The sequence below is a fragment of the Apibacter adventoris genome (assembly GCF_002964975.1).
GTDB classification, from domain to species: domain Bacteria; phylum Bacteroidota; class Bacteroidia; order Flavobacteriales; family Weeksellaceae; genus Apibacter; species Apibacter adventoris.
Map to the genome: position 1 here is coordinate 1 of NZ_PSZM01000044.1, position 24,944 is coordinate 24,944.

20 protein-coding genes and 1 pseudogene are annotated in these 24,944 nt (G+C 31.4%); 16 read left to right on the forward strand and 5 right to left on the reverse strand.

The window, feature by feature from the left end:
- From C4S77_RS09520 to surE, 5 genes are all read right to left on the reverse strand, one after another.
- The coding region (locus C4S77_RS09520; protein ID WP_146106092.1) for a hypothetical protein at nt 1-706 on the reverse strand (706 nt) is incomplete at its 3' end.
- Nucleotides 707-752: 46 nt separating this feature from the next.
- The gene (locus C4S77_RS09525; RefSeq protein WP_105247343.1) at nt 753-1,583 is read right to left on the reverse strand and encodes a hypothetical protein; all 831 of its coding nucleotides are present in this window, start codon (nt 1,581-1,583) and stop codon (nt 753-755) included.
- A 95-nt stretch (nt 1,584-1,678) separates the two neighbouring features.
- The gene (locus tag C4S77_RS09530; protein ID WP_105247344.1) at nt 1,679-1,888 is read right to left on the reverse strand and encodes a heavy-metal-associated domain-containing protein; all 210 of its coding nucleotides are present in this window, start codon (nt 1,886-1,888) and stop codon (nt 1,679-1,681) included.
- A 240-nt stretch (nt 1,889-2,128) separates the two neighbouring features.
- Nucleotides 2,129-3,826 carry an amino acid permease gene (locus tag C4S77_RS09535; RefSeq protein ID WP_105247345.1) on the reverse strand — a complete coding sequence of 566 codons (1,698 nt, stop codon included), beginning with the start codon at nt 3,824-3,826 and terminating at the stop codon, nt 2,129-2,131.
- A 156-nt stretch (nt 3,827-3,982) separates the two neighbouring features.
- Nucleotides 3,983-4,756, reverse strand: a complete 774-nt coding sequence (surE, locus tag C4S77_RS09540; RefSeq protein WP_105247346.1) for a 5'/3'-nucleotidase SurE — start codon at nt 4,754-4,756, stop codon at nt 3,983-3,985.
- Between the two features lie 99 nt (nt 4,757-4,855).
- On the opposite strand from surE, the gene C4S77_RS09545 reads away from it, so the two are divergent.
- From C4S77_RS09545 to C4S77_RS09620, 16 genes and pseudogenes are all read left to right on the forward strand, one after another.
- Nucleotides 4,856-6,982 carry a carboxy terminal-processing peptidase gene (locus C4S77_RS09545; protein ID WP_105247347.1) on the forward strand — a complete coding sequence of 709 codons (2,127 nt, stop codon included), beginning with the start codon at nt 4,856-4,858 and terminating at the stop codon, nt 6,980-6,982.
- A 147-nt stretch (nt 6,983-7,129) separates the two neighbouring features.
- The gene (gene ppk1, locus C4S77_RS09550) at nt 7,130-9,184 is read left to right on the forward strand and encodes a polyphosphate kinase 1 (RefSeq protein ID WP_105247348.1); all 2,055 of its coding nucleotides are present in this window, start codon (nt 7,130-7,132) and stop codon (nt 9,182-9,184) included.
- A 542-nt stretch (nt 9,185-9,726) separates the two neighbouring features.
- Nucleotides 9,727-10,617 carry a Ppx/GppA phosphatase family protein gene (locus C4S77_RS09555; RefSeq protein WP_317614919.1) on the forward strand — a complete coding sequence of 297 codons (891 nt, stop codon included), beginning with the start codon at nt 9,727-9,729 and terminating at the stop codon, nt 10,615-10,617.
- Between the two features lie 386 nt (nt 10,618-11,003).
- A complete protein-coding gene (locus C4S77_RS09560; RefSeq protein ID WP_105247350.1) occupies nt 11,004-11,672 on the forward strand; it encodes a DUF4290 domain-containing protein in 669 nt (222 codons plus the stop codon).
- A gap of 3 nt (nt 11,673-11,675) precedes the next feature.
- On the forward strand, nt 11,676-12,986 hold the full coding sequence (gene murA / locus C4S77_RS09565) for a UDP-N-acetylglucosamine 1-carboxyvinyltransferase (protein WP_105247351.1): 1,311 nt from the start codon (nt 11,676-11,678) through the stop codon (nt 12,984-12,986).
- A gap of 10 nt (nt 12,987-12,996) precedes the next feature.
- Complete coding sequence (locus C4S77_RS09570) at nt 12,997-14,088, forward strand: glycosyltransferase (protein ID WP_105247352.1); 1,092 nt, start codon at nt 12,997-12,999, stop codon at nt 14,086-14,088.
- A 70-nt stretch (nt 14,089-14,158) separates the two neighbouring features.
- Entirely contained in the window at nt 14,159-15,016 is an 858-nt protein-coding gene (locus tag C4S77_RS09575) for a hypothetical protein (protein WP_105247353.1), read from the forward strand.
- Nucleotides 15,017-15,040: 24 nt separating this feature from the next.
- Entirely contained in the window at nt 15,041-15,517 is a 477-nt protein-coding gene (locus tag C4S77_RS09580; protein ID WP_105247354.1) for a DUF4280 domain-containing protein, read from the forward strand.
- Nucleotides 15,518-15,520: 3 nt separating this feature from the next.
- The gene (locus tag C4S77_RS09585) at nt 15,521-18,460 is read left to right on the forward strand and encodes a hypothetical protein (RefSeq protein WP_105247355.1); all 2,940 of its coding nucleotides are present in this window, start codon (nt 15,521-15,523) and stop codon (nt 18,458-18,460) included.
- Nucleotides 18,461-18,475: 15 nt separating this feature from the next.
- Nucleotides 18,476-19,453 (forward strand): hypothetical protein, encoded by a 978-nt coding sequence (locus tag C4S77_RS09590; protein WP_105247356.1) that lies wholly within the window; start codon nt 18,476-18,478, stop codon nt 19,451-19,453.
- Nucleotides 19,454-19,459: 6 nt separating this feature from the next.
- Nucleotides 19,460-20,437: a hypothetical protein gene (locus C4S77_RS09595; RefSeq protein ID WP_105247357.1), complete on the forward strand. Its 978-nt coding sequence runs from the start codon at nt 19,460-19,462 to the stop codon at nt 20,435-20,437.
- A gap of 6 nt (nt 20,438-20,443) precedes the next feature.
- Nucleotides 20,444-21,424, forward strand: coding sequence for a hypothetical protein (locus C4S77_RS09600; protein ID WP_105247358.1), 981 nt, complete (start codon nt 20,444-20,446; stop codon nt 21,422-21,424).
- 6 nt (nt 21,425-21,430) lie between these two features.
- A complete protein-coding gene (locus C4S77_RS09605; protein ID WP_105247359.1) occupies nt 21,431-22,402 on the forward strand; it encodes a hypothetical protein in 972 nt (323 codons plus the stop codon).
- Between the two features lie 6 nt (nt 22,403-22,408).
- Entirely contained in the window at nt 22,409-23,389 is a 981-nt protein-coding gene (locus tag C4S77_RS09610; RefSeq protein ID WP_105247360.1) for a hypothetical protein, read from the forward strand.
- Nucleotides 23,390-23,395: 6 nt separating this feature from the next.
- Nucleotides 23,396-24,373 (forward strand): hypothetical protein, encoded by a 978-nt coding sequence (locus C4S77_RS09615; protein WP_105247361.1) that lies wholly within the window; start codon nt 23,396-23,398, stop codon nt 24,371-24,373.
- A gap of 6 nt (nt 24,374-24,379) precedes the next feature.
- Nucleotides 24,380-24,944 (forward strand): annotated as a pseudogene (locus tag C4S77_RS09620) (hypothetical protein); the annotation flags it as partial.

Here is a 24,944-nt window from a genome sequence, read left to right on the forward strand (position 1 = left end):
TATAAATGATTGATTCTTCAAGATTACCATTATAATAATAATCCATACGTACTGGATTATTTTGGGATAAGGTTAAATAAAAGTCATTATTAATCATAATCTTAAAATACGGATTATATTCTTTAAAAGGATTGATTTTTTGATCGTATGAAAATATATCTTTAGCATCATCAACTTTATTATATAAAAGTGTTTCTATATTATTTGCTGAATTATAAGTATACATATAATTAAGAGCTGTATCAGAACATAATTTGTCATTACATGACATAGTTAATAGATTTTGAGTATAGTGAAAATAATCTCTTCTAACTGTTCCGTATTCACTTGTATCAGAGTATGATAAAAAATTACCTGAATAATAAAGGTCAACAGTAGTAATCAGAATATTTTTATAGTATTCTATAGTTTTAATTAATTTTTTGTCTTTGTCATATTCAAAATTTCTATAAGAACCTTCTTCCTCTAAGTTTGTAAGTTTGGAAACCTGCCCGTTTTCATAAGAAAATTCATAAGTATTAATATCATATTGAGGAGTATTGTTTTCGCCTATAAATACCTCTTTAATAGATAAATGATGAATAACCTTTTGAGTTTTAGACTCAGGTTTATTAATAACATCGAGATCATCATTATCATCATTATCACTACTGCAGCTAAATAGAATAAAGAGTAGAATGTTTAGTAGTACAATTTTGTTTTTCATTTTTTTATTTATTTAAGATTTTTGTAATATCAAATATTATTTTTTGTTATTCTTGATCTACCATAATAGTTTGATAATCGAATGTATAAGAAACCCATAATCTATCTGTAACCGCATCTTTTCCTATGACGGTTAAAGGATAATTTTCATTATCATAAGTTATGGTATAAATAATTGTTCGGTAAGCTACAGAAGAGGAATTAGAAAATACATTCTCACTTACAGGATTGTTATGAGATAAGGTTAAATATAAGTAATTATTAGTAATAATCTTAAAATATGGATTATATTCCTTAAAAGGATTGATTTTTAGATCATATAAAAATACACTTTTTTCTTTATGATCTGAAATTGATTCTAAATTATTGGTTGAATAATAAGTATATGTAATAGGGTTTAAGCCAGAACACGATTCAGGATTTGAACAGGTTTCTGAGCTAGTTAATAGGTTCTGAGTATAATGAAATTTATCGTTTTGAATAATTTTGCCTTTTTCTGTAGTGGTTGTATATGATAATAAGTTATCTGAATAATAAAGTTCAACACTACTCTCCAAAATATTGTTATTATATTTTAAAATTTTAATTAATTTTTTGTCTTTGTCATACTCAAAATCGCTGTAAGAGCCTACTTTTTCAATATTTGTAAGTTTTGAAACCTGTCCGTTTTCATAAGAAAATTCAAAAGTATTAGTAGAATAAATAGGGTTATAATTAGAATCTATGTTATCTATACTTTCAATTGATAAATGATGAATAACCTTTAGTGGTTTAGGTTCAGGCTTAGGCTTACTAATAATATAAATATCATCATTATCACTACCACAACCCCATAGAAATATAAGTAGAATATTCAGTAGTATGGTTTTATTTTTCATTTTTTAGTTATGAATTGTTCAAATGTATGAAAAATTTATTAATTATATATTTTATTAATAAAAAAAATATTATTTATTATAACAAAGAAAAATATTTAATTTTTTTGAATAGTAAAACCCGCTTTTTTTACAATATTTATAATATCTTCTTCCGTAGCTCCCAAACTTTGTACGGTTAAAATTTTATTCGGATTGTTCGTATCAACAGACCATGTTTTAATCCCAGGGATTTTGTTGAGAAAGGGTGTTACAGCATTTACACATCCCTGGCAATCTATATTAGTTTTAAATTTTAATTCTTTCATATTTTTTATCTTTTATAATTGTACAAAAATAAGAATTTAGATAAATAATAGTTTTATAGTATTATGGATAGAATTTATAAGTTAATCTTCAAATATTCTTTTATATTTTTCTATTAAATATTTAAAAATATTAGTCTAAAGATCATTTTTTATTATTTAAAAAAATAAAAAGAACTAAGCATAATATTACAAATACACATATTCCAATAATTACTCCCATTGTATTTTCTTTTGAATAGTCTACTTATTAAGCAGATTTTTAGCCTTGATTATATAGTAAATGTAGAATAAAAAATTAAAAATACAAAGAGTAGAGGAAAAGTATATTAAAAGTGAGTCATTTTTATTTATTAAAGAATGATGGCAATAAGTCATAACCCCTAATATAAAACAAAGTATAATTCCGGAAATAGAGGTAATTTTATAACTATAAGCTCGGTCTGTAAGTGTATCATGAATTGCTATTTTGCTTTTTACAATTCCATATACTAAATACACGTCCATGCCGATAATCATCCAAGCTACTAGCCTTATCCAAGTGTCCATGGGTAGAGATAACATAATAAACAGGCAGGTAATAGCACCTAAAATTGGAATATAAGGAACCCAAGGGGTTTTGAAGCCACGGGATGCATCCGGATTTTTTTTTCTTAAAATTATTACTCCAATACAAACTAATACGAAGGCAAATAAAGTACCTATACTTGTCATTTCACTCACAACTTTCCCCGGTATAAATGCAGCAAATAGGCTAATAAATATCATAAAAATAAAATTGGACTTTACAGGGGTTTTAAATTTGGGATAAATATCTGAGAATATTTTAGGTATTAGTCCATCTTGGCTCATTGAATAAAATACACGACTTTGGCCTAAAAGCATTACCAAGATAATAGAGGAATAGCCTAACAAAACGGAAGCGATAATAAATATATTTAACCAAGGATAAGCAGGAACTATACTTCCATCGGGTCCCACAGTGCCCATATTTTTAATAGCTGTAACGATAGGAGCTAAAGCATCAGAATTATTGGCAGTGCCAAATTCTTTGTAATTGACCACTCCTGTTAAAACATAGGCAAAAGCAACATACAAAATAGTACATATTAAAAGAGAACCTAAAATCCCTATAGGCATATTTCTTTTAGGGTTTTTAGTCTCTTGAGCAGTTGTGGAAACAGCATCAAATCCTATGTAAGCAAAAAAAACTAATCCTGCAGCCCTGAATATTCCCGACCATCCATATTCACCAAATTTACCTGTTGTATTATGGGGAATTAAAGGAGTTAAATTTTCAGGATTTACAAATTTGAATCCTAAAGCAATAAATAGTAAAACTATAAGAACTTTTAAAACTACAATAAAATTATTGAAAAGAGCAGAACCTTTTGTTCCTCTCATTAATATAAAAGACATTAAGCATACCATAAATGCAGCCGGTAAATTTATAATTCCGTTTACAGTAGTACCATTATCTAATTCAAAAGTCTCAAAAGGAGTTTTTAATAATTCAGGAGGAAAGTGTATATTAAAATTGAGCAATAATTGATTGAAATATCCTGTCCAGCTAGAAGCAACAGCGGCAGCGGCTACTGAGTATTCCAAAACTAAATCCCACCCGATAATCCATGCAATAAATTCGCCCATTGTAGCATAAGAATAAGTATAAGCACTTCCGGCAACTGGTATCATAGAGGCAAATTCAGCATAACAAAGTCCTGCAAGCGCACAACCTATGGCAGCAATAATAAATGAAATCATAATACCCGGTCCGGCGTAGTCTCCAGCCGCTTGACCGGTAACGGAAAATAATCCGGCTCCTACCACAACTCCCACTCCTAAGGCTACTAGAGCCATAGCGCTAAGTGATCTTTTTAATTTAGATTTCTTCCCTGACTCTTCAATTATTTTTTCAATAGATTTCCTTTTAAATAGCATATGCGATTATTTTAAAAAACTGATGCTAAATTAAAAATAAAAATAATTTTAAAGATAATATATAAATAAAAAATTAATTTATTTGAATTATTATCTATAAAACAAATATTTTTTTGATAAATTAATATAATATTATTTTTATTATATTACAATGAATTATAAATTTAAATTCCATTGTTTAATTTTTTCAAGGAAATGAAAAGCGGTCATATCAAACCTTACCGGAACAATACTTATATAATTATGTGTTAGAGCCCATTCATCTGTATCATCTCCTTTGTCTAAATTAGACCATTTACCGGTGAGCCAATAATAGGTTTTTCCTTTAGGATCTATTCGTTTATCGAATTCTTCTTCCCAAAGAGCATTTGCCTGTCTACATATTTTGATGCCTTTTAACTGTTTTTCATCAGCCTTAGGAATATTTACATTTAGGACAACACCTTCCGGTAGTTTATGAGTTATTACATTCTCTGTTATGGATTTAATATATTTTTTAGCAGCTTTAAAATTAGCATTAAAAGAATAATCACACAAAGAAAAACCTATGGAGGGAATCCCCTCAATACCTCCTTCAATTGCGGCAGACATGGTACCTGAATAAATTACATTGATAGAAGAGTTTGATCCATGGTTAATTCCTGAAACACATAAATCAGGTTTTTTAGGTAAGATTTGATTTATAGCTATTTTAACGCAATCGACAGGAGTACCACTACATGCCCATTCTTGTTGGGGACCTTGATCTAAAGCGATTTTTTCAACCCGTAAAGTGGAGTTTATAGTAATAGCATGCCCCATACCACTTTGAGGTTTATCTGGAGCGATCACATATACTTCCCCAATTTCATTCATAATATTGATTAATTCTCGAATACCAGGAGCAGTAATTCCATCATCATTGGTTATTAGTATTAAAGGCTTTTCCATAGAACTTAAATAAAATTTTAAATTTGTAACAAAACTAAGTTTTTCATCACAAAAATATCTTATCTTTGGACTTATTTTTTTAAAATATAATAAAGAAAAATGTTAAATTTAAAGAAAACCTGGATATTTATATCATTATGCTCTATGAGCCTTTTGGTATTTTGTTTTAATGCTTCTTCGCAGGATGACAGGGAGAAAGAGATCTTTAAAAGAGTAAAAGAAACTTTGCTTTATACAAGTTATGCGCCAAAAAATTTAGATGAAAAATATTCCAGGGATGTCTATAAAAAATATATGGAAGATTTAGATCCATTTAAAAGATATTTTCTAAAATCAGATATTGATGAATTCGGAAAATATGAAAATAAAATGAGTGAAATGTTTATTAATAATGATGTTTCATTTTTCCATGTATCAGTAGATAGATTATATAAAAGAGTAAATGAGACTGAAGGGTATATAAATGATATCTTTAATTCACCTTTAAATTTTAATGAGGATGATTACATGATTGTAGATGAAAAGAAAAGAGATTTTCCCTTAAATCAAGCAGAAGCAAAAAAATACTGGAAAAATTATATAAAATATAGAGTTCTTCAAGAAATATTCAATTCAAATAATAGTACTGATAGTTTAAATAATGAAGAAAAACCTCTTAAAGAAAATACAAATAAGGAAAAAAAGCCTAAAACCAAAGAGGAAATTGAAGCAGATGCAATAAAAAAAGTAAAAGAAAATATATCAGAATATTTTAGACAAATAAAACTTAGAAAAAAAGCAGATCTTTTTTCAATATTTATCAATGCCTATACGGAAGTTTTTGATGTTCATACCACTTATTTTTCACCTAAAGATAAGGATAATTTTAATACAGCAATGAGTGGTAAAATTATAGGAATAGGGGCTACTTTACAAGATAATAAGGGGTATCCTACTATAAGAGAATTAGTAATAGGAGGACCTGCATGGAAATCTAAACAAATTGAGGCAGGAGATAAAATTGTGAAAGTACAGCAAGGTAAAAAAGGTAATCCGGTAAGTGTTGTAGGGATGTTATTGGATGATGCTATAAGGCTTATAAGAGGAGAAGAAGGGACAACAATTGTATTGACTCTTGAAAAGAAGGACGGAAGTACTAAAATTGTTACATTAATTAGGGAAGAGATAGAAATACAGGAAACTTTTGTAAGAAGTGCCGTAATTACAGATGAAAAAGGTAATAAATATGGAATTTTATATTTACCTGAATTTTATGTTAATTTGGAAAATAATACAAAAGGCAGAGATTGTTCGGATGATATTAAGAAAGAAATTAATGAGCTGAAAAAACAAAATATTAAAGGACTTATCATGGATGTCAGAAATAATGGAGGAGGTTCTTTGTCAGAAGTAATTGACATTACAGGATTGTTTATTGGAAGAGGTCCGGTTGTTCAGGTTAAAGATTCAAATGGAAAAATAAAAGTTTTAGAAAGTAAAGAAAAAGATTTAGTTTGGGATGGTCCTTTAGTGCTTATGACAAATGAACTTTCTGCTTCAGCTTCTGAAATATTAGCTGGAGCTATGCAGGATTATCAGAGAGCGGTTATTGTTGGTCCTTCGCAAACCTATGGAAAAGGAACAGTGCAAACGATATATCCTTTAGATCGTTTTAGTATGTCTGATGACAAATATGGAGCATTAAAAGTAACTATACAAAAATTTTATAGAATTACAGGAAGCTCTACCCAGTTGAAAGGAGTAAATTCAGATATAATAATTCCTGATTTATTATCTTATTCAGATATTTTTGAGAAATCACAAGAATTTGCATTACCCTGGGACCAGATAAATAAGTCGAATTTTATTATATGGCAAGGTGTTCCTAAAATTAATTATGAATATTTAAAAACAAAAAGTGCTGAAAGATTGAAAAATAGTTCTTATGTAGCATCTATAGAAGCAGCAGGAAAATGGAGCAAAGAAATAGAGCAAATAGTTAAAATTCCATTAAAATATGATAAATTCATGTTAGAGATGGAAAAAAGAAAAGAACAAGGTAAAAAATACGAAAAAGAAACGGATTATGATGCAAAAGTTTCAATAGAGGCGCCAACTTATGAATTGGCTAAATTTAAGTCGGATACAGTACTTAAGGCCAAAAGAGAAGATTGGTATAAAGGAATGAAAAAAGATTTTAACCTAAGAGAATCTATCAATGTTTTAAATGATATTATAGGGCATTAAGATTTTATATATAATAATATAAATATATGGGAAGCAATTCATAAAAATATATGAATTGCTTTTTTTTATAACAAATATCATCATTAAATCTTATGAAAAAAGTAAAATTAATTGTAATTTTAACTACAAACATAAACTAAAGACCAAATGAAAAAGAATTATAAATATATAAATAGGGAGATAAGTTGGCTTAAATTTAATTCTAGAGTTTTACAGGAAGCAATGGACAAAAAAAATCCTTTATTAGAAAGATTGCGTTTTTTAGGAATTTATTCCAATAATCTGGATGAATTTTATAAAGTTAGATATGCTTACATTGCCAGAATGATTCAATTTAATAGTAAATATAATAATATAGTTGAAGAGCAAAAAGATACGGACTTATTAGAAGAAATAAATAGAACAGTAGCACATCAACAGCAAAAATATGATAATCTTTATTCTCAAATAATCAAAGAATTAGCCAAAGAAAAAACTTTATTAGTAGATGAGAAAACAATTCCAGAAACTTTAAAGCCTTTTGTAGAAGATTTTTATGAAAATAAACTTAGTCATAATTTAACAGTATTATATTGGAAAGAAGGAGATAAAATACTCAATTTAAAAGATAATGTATTTTATTTAATAGTTACAATGACTAAAAAAAATAAGAATCATCAATATGCATTAATAGAAGTACCCACAGACCGTTTTTCAAGATTTTTGGTTTTGCCAGATATAAATGATAAGCACCATGTAATTTTTTTAGAAGATGTAATTCGATATCATCTAAAAGATATATTTCAATTTTTTAAATTCGATACAATAGAAGGAAAGTCTATAAAACTATCCAAAGATGCAGATTTATCTATAGATAATGATGTACAGGTTAGTTATATGGAAAGTGTTTCTGAGGCATTAAGAGAAAGGCAAAAAGGATTACCAGTTCGATTGGTTTATGATAAAACTATTGATGCTAGAACATTAAAGTTTTTAAAAAAAATGTTTGATTTGGATGAGTATGATAGTTTGGCTCCGGGTGGGAAATATCATAATAAAAAAGATTTTATGAAATTTCCTACATTAGGAAGAAAAGATTTAGAATATAAAAAAATAGTCCCTGTAATTCCTAAAATACTTAAAGAAGAAAGAAATTACTTTAAAGCTTTTGCTAGAGAAGATACTTTATTATATGCCCCTTATTATGACTATTCAGTTTTCTTAAAATTTTTGAGAGGAGCAGCTATAGATCCAAAAGTAAAAAAAATAAAAATTACTATATATAGAGTGGCTGATGATTCTCAGGTATTAAGTGCATTAATTAATGCTGCAAAAAACGGAAAAGATGTGACGGCTGTTTTAGAACTTAGAGCGAGATTTGATGAAGCACATAACATAAAATGGTCAAAACAGCTACAAGATGAAGGAGTTAAAGTTATATTTGGAGTTCCTGGATTAAAAGTTCATTCTAAAATCGGAATTGTAGAAAGAGAACTTCAAAGAGGTTGTGCAGAAAAATATGCTTTTGTATCTACAGGTAATTTTCATGAAGGAACAGCTAAAGCATATACCGATTTTACATTATTTACAGCTAACGAAAGTATTGTAAATCAGATAGATGAAGTATTTAATTTTTTTGGAGCCAATTATTTAGTAAAACATTATAAAGATATAGCCGTAAGTCCTTGGGGAATAAGAAGAAAACTAATTTTAGGAATAAAAAGAGAAATAAAAAACAAAAAGTTAGGTTTGCCGGCACAAATAAATATTAAAGTAAATAGTATTTGTGATAAAGAAATTATAGATTATTTATACGAAGCTAGTCAAAATGGGGTAGAAGTAAGGATGGTAGTAAGAGGCATTTGTTCCATTATACCACAGGTACCGGGGTTAAGTGATAATATTAAAATAATTAGTGTTGTGGATAAATTTTTAGAACATCCAAGGTTATATTGGTTTAAAAATGGAGGAGATGATATGGTATATATATCTTCTGCAGATATAATGCCTAGAAATTTAGATCACAGAGTAGAAGTAGCTTGTCCTGTTCTTAGTCTAAAAAATAAAAAAGAAATAATAAAAACTTTCGAATTGGGGTTTGAAGATAATGTAAAAGGAAGGCTTATTAAAGAAGGTTTGGAAGAACCCTATCAAAGAAACAGGCGTAGAAAAAATCGCTCACAGGAAACTATCTATGAATTTATTAAAAATTTGAATAAATAAAAATTATATAATTCAATAATCAAAATAACTTATTAATTAATAGTATTAATATTTAAGCATTTTAAATGTAAGTATATAAACTATTGAATGAGTAAATTATCAAATAATTAAACGATTAGGGTTCTTTTAAACGAACCTAATATTAATTAATTTTTATTAATTTATGATATTGAAGTAATATATATTTTTAAAATTCTCCTTTCAGTCTTTCTTATAGACTCAAGTAAATATTTTTAATAAACAATTAAATTAAGGTTTTTGGTCAAAAATAAATATGTTATATTATAATTAAACTTCTAGAATTATTTAAATTTTATCTTATATATATAGGATTTTACAATTATTTTAATAAATTTGATTCATTTTAAAATATTAAATTAAATATTTAATAAACCTAAAAATTTTACTATATAGATATATTTTATTAGAAAAATAAAATATAGAATTTATAAATATAAGTTGTAAAGATATATTCTGTTTAAAATATAAAGCAATTTTCTATCTTTGTTTTATAAGAATAATTATTAAAGATTGAATAAATAATGAATATTCATACATATGCAGCTATAGACATAGGATCAAATGCCATAAGATTACTGATAAATACTATTTATGAAACCCCCCAATCTGTTACCTTTAATAAAACTAGTTTGGTTAGAGTGCCTATAAGATTAGGACAAGATGTATTTACAGTGGGAAAAATATCGAAAAAAACTATAAATAGGCTGGCAGATGCTATGACAGCTTATAAATTACTTATGAAAATTTATAATGTAGACCGCTATAGAGCCTTTGCAACTTCTGCAATGCGAGAAGCGGAAAACTCTTCAGAAGTTATAAAAAAAGTAAAAGAAAAAAGTGGAATTAAGATTGAGATAATATCAGGAAAAGAAGAAGCTAAAGTAATTTTTAGTTCAGAACTTAGAAATTATTTAGAATCAGATAATTACTACTTATATGTAGATGTTGGAGGGGGAAGCACAGAAATATCTTTATTAAATAAAGGGTCTGTTCTTTATAGTCAATCATTTCCTATAGGTACAGTTCGTTTATTAGATGGAAAAGTAGAAGAATCCTATATACCAAAAGTAATAAAACCTTGGGTAGAAAAAATAACACAGAATAAACATATAGAGTTAATAGGTTCAGGAGGAAATATCAATTATATATTTAAAGAATCCGGAAAAAAAGAAGGGAAATTTCTTTCATATCATTACATCCATCAACAATATGAATTGCTTAAAAATCTTACTTACGAGGAAAGGATAGAAAAATTTAACATGAAACCTGACAGAGCCGATGTTGTAGTTCCGGCGCTATTAATTTACAATTCTATTATGAGATATGCTCATGCAACAAGGATTCACATCCCTAAAATAGGCGTAGCAGATGGAATGATAAATCTTATGTTTAAAAGAAATCGAAAAATATAATATAAATAATTAATATACTTAATTTATAATCAAAATTTATTTTTTCTAAAAGGACATTCAGATTCACATTTTTTTGTTAATTTATTTTAATAAAAAAGCTTAGTATAAATACAAAATATCTATAAAAATATATAAGAAAAAGCAGATAAATAATAGGGAATTACAAGAATATTTTTATATTTGTGCCACTCTACAGCTTTAAATATTTAAAAAATAGAATTGAAATAATACATTTATATAAAAAAGGGATTAAAATTATACACAATTGTTAGCCCGGTGTTTAAATAAAATATTACCCAACACAAAATACAAAATAACTTACAATTTAAAATTTTTTAATAAATTTTAAATCAAAATAATTGCAATTAAACAGTATTTAAATAATTATGGAGTATAATACTCAAAGGAAAAAATTAATTATTCCTGAATATGGCAGACATATTCAATTGTTAGTAGATCATTGCATGACGATTGCAGATGAAAAAGAAAGAAATAAATTTGCAAAATCCATTATAGATGTAATGGGAGATCTAAATCCGCATTTAAGAGATATTCCCGATTTTCAGCATAAATTATGGGATCAGCTTTTTATGATGTCAAATTTTCAGCTAAAAGTAGATTCACCTTATCCCATACCTACAAGGGAAACCATGTATACCCCTCCAAATAAAATGAAATATCCCGTTAATGAGTCTAAATATAGATATTATGGCAATAACGTAAAAAAGATGATTGAAGTTGCCGGTGCATGGGAAGAAGGGGAAAAAAAAGATGGCTTAACCTATGCAATAGCCAATCAAATGAAAAAAAATTATTTAAAATGGAATAAAGACCAGGTAGAAGATGAAGTAATTTTTCACCATTTGGAAGAATTATCCGGAGGTAAGTTAAAGGCAGTAGAAGGCGAAACGCTAATGACTGTAATTCCGACAAATACTAATAATAATTCCCATACTTCAAATAAAGGGAAAAACCGTAACAATATAAATAACAATAGAAATAATAATTTTAAAAATCAAAAGAAAAACAATAATTACACTAAAAATAAAAAATAACTTATGAATACTTTTCAAATTGTTGGAGGTAATCCCCTACATGGAAATTTCCATCCTCAAGGAGCAAAAAATGAAGCATTACAAGTTATTTGTGCCATATTACTCACATCAGATTTAGTGAGAATAAAAAATATTCCTGAAATTCAAGATGTACTAATACTCATAGAAATTCTAAAAACTGTCGGAGTAAAAGTAATCAGAAATTCCAAAGGCGATTATACTTTCTGTTCAGAAGAAATAGATTTCGATTTTCTGAAAAGCAAAGAATTCCGAAAAAACGGAGCGCAACTAAGAGGGTCTATAATGTTGCTAGGTCCCTTATTAGGAAGGTTTCAAGAAGCCTATATTCCTGTACCTGGAGGAGATAAAATAGGACGAAGACGGCTAGATACTCACTTTCAGGGATTTATAAGTTTAGGTGCTAAATTCCTATACGATGAAGAAGAAAAATATTATGCAGTAACAGCAGAAGAATTACAAGGTAACTATATACTATTAGAAGAAGCCTCTGTAACCGGTACAGCCAATATTATTATGGCTTCCGTATTGGCAAAAGGAACCACACAAATTTATAATGCGGCTTGTGAACCTTATATACAACAATTATGTAAAATGCTTAATTCCATGGGAGCAAATATTCAGGGAATAGGTTCCAATTTTTTAACTATTGAAGGAGTTGAAAAACTTAGAGGAACAGAGCATACCATACTCCCAGATATGATTGAAATTGGGAGTATAATAGGATTGGCAGCAATGACAAAATCCGAGATTACCATAAAAAATGTAAGTTGGAAAAACCTGGGAAATATTCCCGATACATTTAAACGCTTAGGAATACACATAGACAAGCAAGAAGATGATATGCACATTCCAGCACAAGAACATTATAAAATCCAAAAGTTTATGGATGGGTCTATCCTTACCGTTTCCGATGCCCCTTGGCCTGGTTTTACTCCCGATTTATTAAGTATAATATTGGTAGTATCTACACAAGCCCAGGGAAGTGTACTTATTCATCAAAAAATGTTTGAAAGCCGTTTATTTTTTGTCGATAAACTTATAGATATGGGAGCCCAAATTATCCTTTGTGATCCCCATAGAGCTACGGTTATAGGTTTAAATCAGGAAATTCCATTAAGAGGAACAATGATGACTTCTCCCGATATTCGTGCAGGAATCTCTTTATTAATAGCCGCTCTTTCTGCAAAAGGAACCAGTCTTATCCATAATATTTATCAGATTGACAGAGGCTATGAAAACATTGATGGAAGATTACGGGCCTTAGGAGCAGACATAACAAGGGTTAAAATTTAATTAGAAACCTATGCACGGAGATTTACGAGTCCAATTTTCCCTTATTATTGCCGTATATAATCGAAAAGATGAACTTCGGGAATTATTAAACAGTCTGGTAGAACAAACAGATAAAAACTTTGAAGTTATTATAGTTGACGATGGTTCTGCTGAAAAACTGGAACCTGTAGCCCTTAACTACTCAGGTAAATTATATATAAAATATGATTACAAGCAAAACAGCGGTGCAGGACTTGCCAGAAATTATGGCTGTAAAAAAGCTACCGGAAATTATTTTATTTTTTTAGATTCAGATTGTATCGTACCCAAGCATTATATTGAAAATGTACGAAAAGAATTATACACCCGATATACAGATGCTTTTGGAGGAGCAGATGCAGCCGATAAAAATTTCAACACCCTTCAAAAAGCCATTTCCTATTCCATGACTTCGTTGTTTACAACAGGCGGCATAAGAGGAAACAAAAAATCCGTAGATAAATTTCAACCCCGGAGCTTTAACATGGGAATATCCCGAGAAGCCTTTCAAGACATAGGAGGTTTTTCAGAATTGAGGGTAGGAGAAGATCCCGATTTAACCTTAACCCTTTGGGAAAAAGGATTTCAAACCCGTTTTTTTCCCGATTGTAAAGTATTTCATAAAAGAAGGGCTACTCTTAACAAATTTGCCCGTCAGGTATATCATTTTGGCATAGCCCGTCCTATACTAAACCAAAGACATCCCACTTATACCAAAGTTACTTTTTGGTTTCCAAGTCTTTTTATGATCGGTACTATCATTGCCGTGCTTTGCGGACTTTTTTACTTTTTTATTTCCCAAAAATTATATCATTTTGCTGTTTGGGGTGCATATTCTTCTACCATAACCGTCATAAGAGAAATTTCCCTAATTCCTTTTATTCTGCTATGTTTTTACAGTATCCTCGTAATTTCCGATTCTTCCATAAAAAATAAAAGTCTTACCGTTGGCCTACTTTCTTGGGTAACCACTTTTGTACAGTTCTTTTCTTACGGTTTTGGATTTTTACAATCCTTTATAGCCCTCAATATTTTAAAACAAAAACCCCAAAAAACTTTTCCTTCACATTTTTATACACAATAAGTGTATTATTAAATAAAAAATAGTATATTTACCCTGTTATTATAGCGTTTGTACTATTGTTTATTTTTTTATGGGAGAAGAAAATATACATTTGGTCTCATTGGGTAAAGCGGAGTTTTCCTATGGAGTTATCTTTGGGTATTACCAAGGAGATAACAAAGAAAAACAAATTCATTATACTGTAGATATAGCCTTTGTACCCCAAGGTAGCCACTACCTACTTACCCTATCCAAAGATAAGGTCTATTATAACAATGAAGGAGCCGATTTAATATCCGAGCAGTTTTCCGAAGCCGTAGGAAAATCCTTATTTCCGCTTGAGCTGGAAGTTTCCCGGCAAATGGAGCTGATAAGCCTTCTTAATACCTATAAAATTGAAGAACGCTGGAAGCAGCAACGAGCTTTTTTAAAGAAATATTACATAGGAAAGATTGCTGAAAAAGTATTTTCCCTTATGGACGAAGCCTATAGTCATTCAGCCCATATAAGGCAGATTATTAAGAAAAACCTATTTTTCGATTTATATTTTTTTCCTGCCATATACCGGGAAGTAAAAGAAGAAGTCCGTTTCAATATTTATCCCTTTATACCCCCCATCACCTATACCCTTAATGAGCGAAAAACAGATAAAAGCCGCAGTGGGAAAATCAGGGTATCTCTTAAAGGAAACTGTACCGATACACGTTCTTGGGCCAGTATAGAAAATAAAGACCGTATTTTTATACCTGCCCGGCAGCAGGAACTTATCGGCAGTCTGGATCTCCAATATAAGCTGGACGAATCTTCGGGACTTTTATATTCCCTTATCGGGAGCCTTTCTGTGGGAATATCCAAAAAAGAAAAAAGAAAAATAGAAGTGGAAATCTATAAGTTGAACCGACAAGTAACCAAAATGGAAACAATAACTTCACGATTTGCAGATACGTGAAAAAATAAATAAAAACTAAAAACTATGAAAGATATACACTACGTATGTAAAGGAGCTATTTGCAAATGTGCTTTTGGATCTGCACCCGATACCTTAGAAGTAAAATCGCAACAGAAAGATTATTTTAATGATAATGGCGAAGAAAAACTTGTGGTCACCACAAAAGAATTAGGGCAAACCTTTACGAATAATACCTTTGGCAGTTGTGCCAAAATGAATAATAAACCCTGCAAAGTTATGCTGACCGAATGGCAGGAACCTTGGGAAAAAGTAACCTTGTCAAACGGAGGAAAAGCCGTATTAGAAACCAGTACTGCCACTTGCCCCATAGGAGGATCCGGTTGTGTACGTATTACCTATCATGGACAAACTGCAGCCGTGACTGCGCAAAACTTAACCCGGGGCGATGACGATTTCCTGGTGGAACTGAATCCCTTTATTAATATTAAAGAAATCATATATCCCATTCAGGATGGGTTTCTCGATCATATAAAACTCTGAATTATGAAAAAGAAACTCAAAATACATACCGATAGATCCCGTATAAAATCTCTGAATGAGGACCAGAGGCTTATACACATTCCTATAGACGGAAATATTTATGCCAGCTTTAAAGAAAAAGAGGAAGACCCGGACCAGAAAACAGACTGGATTTGGAATTTAATAGCTACCCAGCGAAACTATACCGTTGCCGATAAGAACAAACGTCTTTCCCATAGCAGCGAAAATCTTTCCTTTAACCACATATACCGTAGCGGATATGCCTGGCTGGAGCCCTTTGAAGGTTCGCCAACCAACAAAACTAAAAACGGATATATAGTACAGGGCATTGATGAAGCTAAAATATATGGAATAGAATGGTACCGCTTTATAAATGAAAATACCTGGACCGGCCCCCGAATACCTAAAGGAACGGAAATGAAGTTTGGAGAAGCCGTGCAGCTCCATATATACACCCGTGGACTATACGGCACCCAACTGAAAATAGAATTACTGGATTATGATACTTTTTCCGCAAATGACGATTTAGACCTGTATCCTAAAAAAGACGGGGAATATGAAGGGTTGGAAGCCGATGATCCGGAGGAAAAAATTCCGCAAAATTCTTTCAAAGCCTTTACCCGGCAGGTATTGGCTTATCCATACGATGAAAACGTACATCCCCCCGTATCTGATTCCTCCGGAAAAAACGAAAACCGAAAAATATCGCCGGTAGTGCTTATTACCCAGGGGGAAAAGGGAAAGGTTATAAAATCCGAAGTACAGAAAGCAGTAGTCGATGTGTATATAGACCCTAAATGGAGATACACAGCTATGAATAGCGGAAAATTAAAGATTTTTTGTCGAATTACCGTTCCCGGAAAAGAGCCTGTTACTTTTGATGGGAATAATGAGATTCTTCTTGTGCAGGATACTGAAGATACCCAAAATTCTTATCTGGCACAAACCTACGGAAATAAGCCCGTCGTTCTTTCTCAGGTAGATTTGAACCTGGCTCATTTTCAGGACTGTACCCTGCTTATGGTGAAGGGTAAAGCAGGAAAGACAGAAAGGCAGATATTCCCCAGGGATACCGAAGGAGAAAATACCCTGACTAACTTACAATTTCCTTTTGTAACCGGAATACGCGAGAAAAGAAAAAAAATTCTTCTTTCCATAACTTCCCGTACGGAAGAGTGCCGGTACGAAGGTACCGAAAAAGACCATCACGGACATGTGGTAGATATTAGTGGAATTATAAATAAAATAAATAAAGGAGAAGGAGTAAGAACCCGCGGCTGGAAACTTATAGACACCGAAAAGGTTATTCCCGCTAATTTACGAGCCCGAAAAATGGATTCAACTTCCCAGGCTAGCGGCACCCAACCCAAAGAAAGCACCCTTTCCCATATATTAAAATTTAAAAACGGCGACGCTGTTATTACCATGCAAGAATCTTATGCCGTGCTAAGGGACTATACCCCTTTTAAACTGGAAGACCCTACCGATGAAAAGCTGGAGCTGGAAATTGGGTACGATTATTCCTTTGGCAATCAGATGTCTCCATTTAAAGGGCTTTTAAATTGCTTTTTTCCTACCCACAGTTCCGTAGTGCAAAATTATCCTGTAGTGCTCCGTACCTGTGCCTATCCTAATTTGCCTTTACACATACAGGCTTATCCGGATGTAAAATGGACGGTGCAATTGGGTTTTAACTACGATAAAAATTCCTTTAACAAGTTGCGTACTCAATACCATAAAGATTGGGAGCTTACGGAAGTCATTTTGGATGAAGAGTTGAAAAGGCTGCAAAAGAAAGATAAGAAAAAACCGGGGAAAGACGCCAACCTTACTCAAAAAATAGAAGACAAAAAACTTGAAAGAGACCGGGCCCATAGTAAAAACACCCCTTTCGGAAAAGTAAAATACCTGAAAGATGTACTAACAAATGAAGACGGAAAAATGAAATGTGCCCTAACCTTGCGGGCCGAATTCGACGGAAATAGGCAGCAACTGGACCTTACGACCGGTTTTGAGGAGTTTTTGACCTTTGTGCGCAAGATAGCTAAGCTGGTAGATTTGGTGCAAAGCGTTATAGAAGGCAATAACGAAGAAACCACTAAAAGCACCCCCAAAGACACCAAAAAGTTAAAAAACCGCGAAAAAAACCTAAAAGAAAAGCTCGATAAAAAGAAGAAAGGATTACCCGCAAAAGGAAAGTCTAACCTGAAATTTGAGTTTCTTCCTCCCTCGCTGGCAGTATCTCTAAGCTGGCAGGCGGCTTGGGCAGAAGATAAAAAATATCCCGAAATGGGAACCCTGATTACCCTGGCGCTAAGTGCCTCGCCTTTGTTTGGATTTGAGTTGAAATACGACCTGTACCATTTGTTGTATAAGATACGCCACCCGGCCGTGTTGGCAGTGGTGGCTACGCTGGATATACTGGATGAGGCACTGGGCGATGATTTTGATATAGATCTGGATTTAATTGTAACCGGAAAAATTAGCGGGGAGGTGGCAGGAACCCTCCATACGGCTGGGGGAAGCTCTTATACCGAGCGGCTGAAAAACGGAGGGAAATCTCCCGGGGAAATAGAAGGAGAGATTACTTTAACAATAAGAGGATTAGTTAAAGCTCAAGGAAAAGTTAAAATATTAATTTTTGGAGAATATAATGCCTATGCCGAATTAATAGCTGAAGTAACAACTGGATTTATAATGAAAGGAGAGGTAAAGGCCGATGCAAAGGGACTCTTTATAGAACCCGAACTGGTATTTAACGGATTAATTTTTAATGGAGAGGCAAATTTAGGAATAACAAAGGTTGATGGTAAAAAAGGAGAAGAAGATTCAGATTTAAAAAATCAAGATGGAATTCATTATAAAGCTAAAGGACAGATTGTAGCGATGGATCCCTATAAATGGCCCCTGAAAGACTGGCGGATTCCTCTGCTTACCTTTTAATTAAAATAAGAAAAAATGAAAAAAATATTGATACTCTGTACCGCCCTGCTTTGTTTACAGGGCTGTGCGCAGGAAAAAAAAGAACCAACCATGAATATACTAACAACACAAGAAAGGCTCAGTTATATTAAATCTCATATTTTGCATTATGGATATGAACCATTATTTTATATAGAGACAGAAAGTAATTTGAATTATCAAATATTAGTTAATGATTTTCCGGTATATACTCATTTTAAATCTAATAATATAGGAATGACATTTAATATTAATCAAGCAATATTGAAATCAGGGGAGCAAAAATTGGAAATAAAGGTTTTCCCTGGCTATATTAATGAAACTACTCAGAATAAATTTTTAGATAATCAGGGGAAATTAAGATTAATTATTTATGAAACATCTTGGCGTAAAGACGGAGGAGGACAGGAAGAGCCGAAAACTATTTTGGAATACGAATTGCCTAAGGAAAATAAGCATACCGGTTGGACTATTGACTATTCTAAATTAAAGAGCTTTACCGACAGTTTGTCTTTTGAGGCCAAGGTACCGTATACATTAAAGGGCTGGACTGATGGAGAAGTTTTTAAAGAAGAAGATTCCCTTCAACTCAAAGCCCAGGTAGTTGCTTTTTACCGGGATATAATAAATGCCTATCAAAAGAAAGAATGGGATTATATTAATACAAAATATCTTTATGCAGAAACAGAATGGTATCAGTCAGAATATTTTTCTGATGATACTATAGAAAATGTTCAAAATACATTGAAGAAAAATGAAAATAAAATAAATAGGAAATTTTTTCCTTTAGAAGATTTAAGATTAGCTTTTTATGGAGATAATAGAATACTTCGTTTGGAGTGGATTAATGGGAAAAATAAGGGTAGGTCAGCTTTGACTTATACCTATGAAAATGAAGAAAGAGAAGGAACGGTGTATTTAGATTTATACCTCCATCGCCCCAAAGGCTCTTCCCAGTTTCAAATAATTCGGTAATAGAGAATGAAAAAAGAGTGGTATATAGCATTTTGGTTTGTTTTTTTCCTGCAAGGCTGTGCGCAGGAAAAAAAAGAACAAACCATGAATATACTAACTAATTCGCAACGGATTGACTATTTAAAGAAAAATATCCAGCGATTTGATTATGAACCTTTATATCAGATAAAAGTAAGGACTGATTATAATTATCAAATACTAATCAATGATTTTCCGGTGTTTACTAATTTTGATTATGAATTAAAGGGAGCTATTATGTTTAATATAAATAAGGCTATTTTACTATCCGGAAAACAAAAATTGGAAATTCGAATTTATCCGGAATCTATTAATAAGATTACCCAAAAAGAATTTTTAGATTCTAAAGGCTATTTTAAGTTGCAAATAACCCAAACCGCCTGGCGTAAAGATGGAGGCGGTTTGGAAGAACCCAAAACTATTCTGGAATATGAATTACCTAAGGAAAATAAGCAAACCGGGAATACGATTGATTATGCTAAATTAAAAAGCTTTACCGACAGTTTGTCTTTTGAGGCCAAGGTACCGTATATATTACAGGGCTGGACTGATGGAGAAGTTTTTAAAAAAGAAGATTCCCTTCAACTCAAAGCTCAGGTAGCCGCTTTTTATCAGGATATGATAAATGCCTATCAAAAGAAAGAATGGGATTATATACGAACACAATATTTACAAGCTGATAAGGAAAAATATCAGGCAGAATACATCACAGATGAGAATATTGAAAAATTTCAAAAAGGATTGGAAAATAGCAAAATAGAACGAAAGTTTTTTCCATTAGAGAATTATAAGTTGGGCATTTATGGCAATGGACGTATTTTATGTCTGGGAACGATTTCCGGTGAAAATAAAGGGTATTCTGCTTTAGGTTATCATTATGAAACAAAAGAAAAAATCGGGGATAGTTTTATAAGTTTATACCTGTATCGCCCCAAAGATTCTTCCCAGTTTCAAATTATTCGGTAATAGAGTGTGAAAAAGAATTTGTATATAGCATTTGGGTTTCTTTTTTTCCTGCAAGGCTGTGCGCAGGAAAAAAAAGAACAAACCATGAATATACTCACTACTACGCAACGGATTGACTATCTAAAAAAAAATATCCAGCGATATGATTATGAACCTCTATATTATATAGATGTTGAAACTAATTATAATTATCAGGTATTGGTTAATGATTTTCCGGTGTATACTAATTTTGATTATGAATTAAAAGGGGGGATGATATTTAATATAAATAAGGCTATATTACAATCCGGAAAACAGAAATTAGAAATTCGAATTTATCCGGAATCTATTAATGAAGTTACCCGAAAAGAATTTTTAGATACTAAAGGCTATTTTAAGTTGCAAATAACCCAAACCGCCTGGCGTAAAGACGGAGGAGGACAGGAAGAACCGAAAATCATTATGGAATATGAATTACCTAAGGAAAATAAACATATCGGGAATACGATCGATTATGCTAAATTAAAGAGCTTTACCGACAGTTTATCTTTTGAAGCTACCGTGCCCTATCATTTGCAAGGCTGGACTAATGGAGAAGTTTTTAAAGAAGAAGATTCCCTTCAACTCAAAGTTCAGGTAGCTGCTTTTTATCAGGATATACGAGAAGCATTTGAGAAAGAAGAACATAATTATATTCGAACTAAATATTTAGAAGCTAATAAAGAATGGTATCAGTCAGAATATTTTCCGGATGATTTAATTCAAAGTTTGCAGGATGGCTCTCATGTAAAAAAAAAATACAAAAAAAGATATTTTCCTTTGGAAAATTATAAACTGAGCATTTATGGCGATGGACGTATTTTATGTCTGGAAACGATTTCCGGTGAAAATAAAGGAAATTCAGCCTTAGGCTATACCTACGAAAATGAAAATAGAGAGGGAATACGCTTTTTAGATTTATATCTTTATCGTCCCAAAGGCTCTTCCCAGTTTCAAATTATTCGGTAATAGAGTGTGAAAAAGAATTTGTATATAGCATTTGGGTTTGTTTTTTTCCTGCACGGTTGTGCGCAGGAAAAAAAAGAAAATATGAAAAAATTGGAAGAAAGAGTAACGTATATAGAAAGCCAGCGGAAAAGATTTGAATATGAGCCTCAGTACCAAATAAAAATAGAAACTCAATTTGCTTATAGAATTAGGTTAAATGACATGCCAGTTAATACTTACTTAGGGAATTGGGGAGGTAGTGTAAAATTGAATTTAAATACAGAAATATTACAGAGTGGAATACAAAATTTAAATATTGAAATATATCCTGAATATTCAGATATAAATACCCAAAAAGAATTTTTAGATCCTAAAGGCTATTTTAAGTTACAAATAACCCAAACCGCTTGGCGCAAAGATGGAGGCGGTTTGGAAGAACCCAAAACTATTCTGGAATATGAATTACCTAAAGAAGATAAGCAAACCGGTTGGACTATTGACTATGCTAAATTAAAGAGCTTTACCGACAGTTTGTCTTTTGAGGCTACCGTGCCCTATCATCTACAAGGCTGGACCAACGGAGAAGTTTTTAAAGAAGAAGATTCCTTACAATTGAAAGCTCAGGTAATTTCTTTTTATAAAAATATAGGAGAAGCTATGAAAAATAAAAATATGGAGTTTTTAAATAAAGAATATTTAAAAGCAGATATAGAAAATGCTCAAGCTTTTTATTTTTCTAAAGAAGAAATAAAAAATTATTTAGTAGATTTAGAAAAAAGTATCAATGCAGAGAATTTTAAGGTATTACCTATAGAGGATTGTGTATTAAAATATTATGGTAATCATAGAGTATTATCATTAGAGGCATTAAAAGGAATAGATAGAGGAGAGTCATCTTTAATTACTACTTATACTAAAGATGGAGCAGAACGTTCTATATATCACAGTTTATTACTCTATCGTCCCAAAGGCTCTTCCCAATTTCAGATTATTCGGTAATAGAAAATGAAAAAGAGTTTGTATATAGCATTAGGTTTTGTTTTTTTCCTGCAAGGTTGTGCACAGGAAAAAAAAGAACGAACCATGAATATACTAACTAATTCGCAACGGATAGACTATCTAAAGAAAAATATCCAGCGTTATAGCTATGAACCTTTATATCAGATAAAAGTAAGGACTGATTATAATTATCAAATACTAATCAATGATTTTCCGGTGTTTACTAATTTTGATTATGAATTAAAGGGTGGTGCTATTATGTTTAATATAAATAAAGCAATTTTACAATCAGGAATACAAAAACTGGAAATTCGAATTTATCCGGAATCTATTAATGAGATTACCCAAAAAGAATTTTTAGGTTCTAAAGGCTATTTTAAGTTACAAATGACCCAAACTGCCTGGCGTAAAGACGGAGGAGGTTTGGAAGAACCGAAAACCATTCTGGAATATGAATTACCTAAAGAAGATAAGCAAACCGGGAATACGATCGATTATGCTAAATTAAAGAGCTTTACCGACAGTCTATCTTTTGAGGCCAAGGTACCGTATATATTACAGGGCTGGACCAATGGAGAAGTTTTTAAAAAAGAAGATTTCCTTCAACTCAAAACTCAGGTAGCTGCTTTTTATCAGGATATAATAGATGCCTATCAAAAGAAAGAATGGGATTATATAAACACTTTATATTTAAAATCTGATAAGGAAGTATATCAGGCAGAATATATCACAGATGAAAATATTGGAAAATATCAAAAAGCATTGGAAAACAGTAAAAGGGAACGAAAATTCTTTCCATTAGAGAATTATAAGTTGGGCATTTATGGCAATGGACGTATTTTATGTCTGGAAACGATTTCCGGTGAAAATAAAGGGTATTCTGCTTTAGGATATCGTTATGAAACAAAAGAAAAAACAGGAGTTCGCTTTTTAGATTTATATCTGTACCGCCCCAAAGGCTCTTCTCAGTTTCAAATTATTCGGTAATAGAGTGTGAAAAAGAATTTGTATATAGCATTTGGGTTTCTTTTTTTCCTGCAAGGCTGTGCGCAGGAAAAAAAAGAACGAACCATGAATATACTAACAGCCTCGCAACGGATTGACTATCTAAAGAAAAATATTAAGCGATATGATTATGAGCCGCTATATTATATAGATGTTGAAACTAATTATAATTATCAGGTATTGGTTAATGATTTTCCGGTGTATACTAATTTTGATTATAAATTAAAAGGAGGGATGATATTTAATATAAATAATTCTATATTACAATCAGGAAAACAGAAATTAGAAATTCGAATTTATCCGGAATCTATCAATGAGGTTACCCAAAAAGAATTTTTAGATTCCAAAGGCTATTTTAAGTTGCAAATAACCCAAACTGCGTGGCGCAAAGACGGAGGAGGGCAGGAAGAACCGAAAATCATTCTGGAATATGAATTACCTAAGAAAGATAAACAAACCGGGAATACGATCGATTATGCTAAATTAAAGAGCTTTACCGATAGTTTGTCTTTTGAAGCTAATGTGCCCTATCATTTGCAAGGCTGGACCAATGGAGAAGTTTTTAAAAAAGAAGATTCCCTTCAACTCAAAGCTCAGGTAGCTGCTTTTTATCAGGATATGATAAATGCCTACCAAAAGAAAGAATGGGATTATATACGAACACAATATTTACAAGCTGATAAGGAAAAATATCAGGCAGAATACATCACAGATGAGAATATTGAAAAATTTCAAAAAGGATTGGAGAATAGTAAGATAGATCGAAAATTTTTTCCATTAGAGAATTATAAGTTGAGCGTCTATGGCAATGGTCGTATTTTATGTCTGGAAACAATTTCCGGAAAGAATAAAGGAAAATCTTCATTTGGATATACCTATGAAAATAAAGATAGGAGAGGAATTTGGTTTATAGATTTATATCTTTACCGCCCCAAAGGCTCTTCCCAATTTCAGATTATTCGGTAATAGAAAATGAAAAAAAGTTTGTATATAGCATTTGGGTTTGTTTTTTTCCTGCAAGGCTGTGCGCAGGAAAAAAAAGAACGAACCATGAATATACTAACTAATTCGCAACGGATTGACTATCTAAAGAAAAATATCCAGCGTTATAGCTATGAACCTTTATATCAGATAAAAGTAAGGACTGATTATAATTATCAAATACTAATCAATGATTTTCCGGTGTTTACTAATTTTGATTATGAATTAAAGGGTGGTGCTATTATGTTTAATATAAATAAAGCAATTTTACAATCAGGAATACAAAAACTGGAAATTCGAATTTATCCGGAATCTATTAATGAGATTACCCAAAAAGAATTTTTAGATTCCAAAGGATATTTTAAGTTGCAAATGACCCAAACTGCCTGGCGCAAAGACGGAGGAGGTTTGGAAGAACCGAAAACCATTCTGGAATATGAATTACCTAAGGAAAATAAACATATCGGGAATACGATCGATTATGCTAAATTAAAGAGCTTTACCGACAGTTTATCTTTTGAAGCTACCGTGCCCTATCATTTGCAAGGCTGGACTA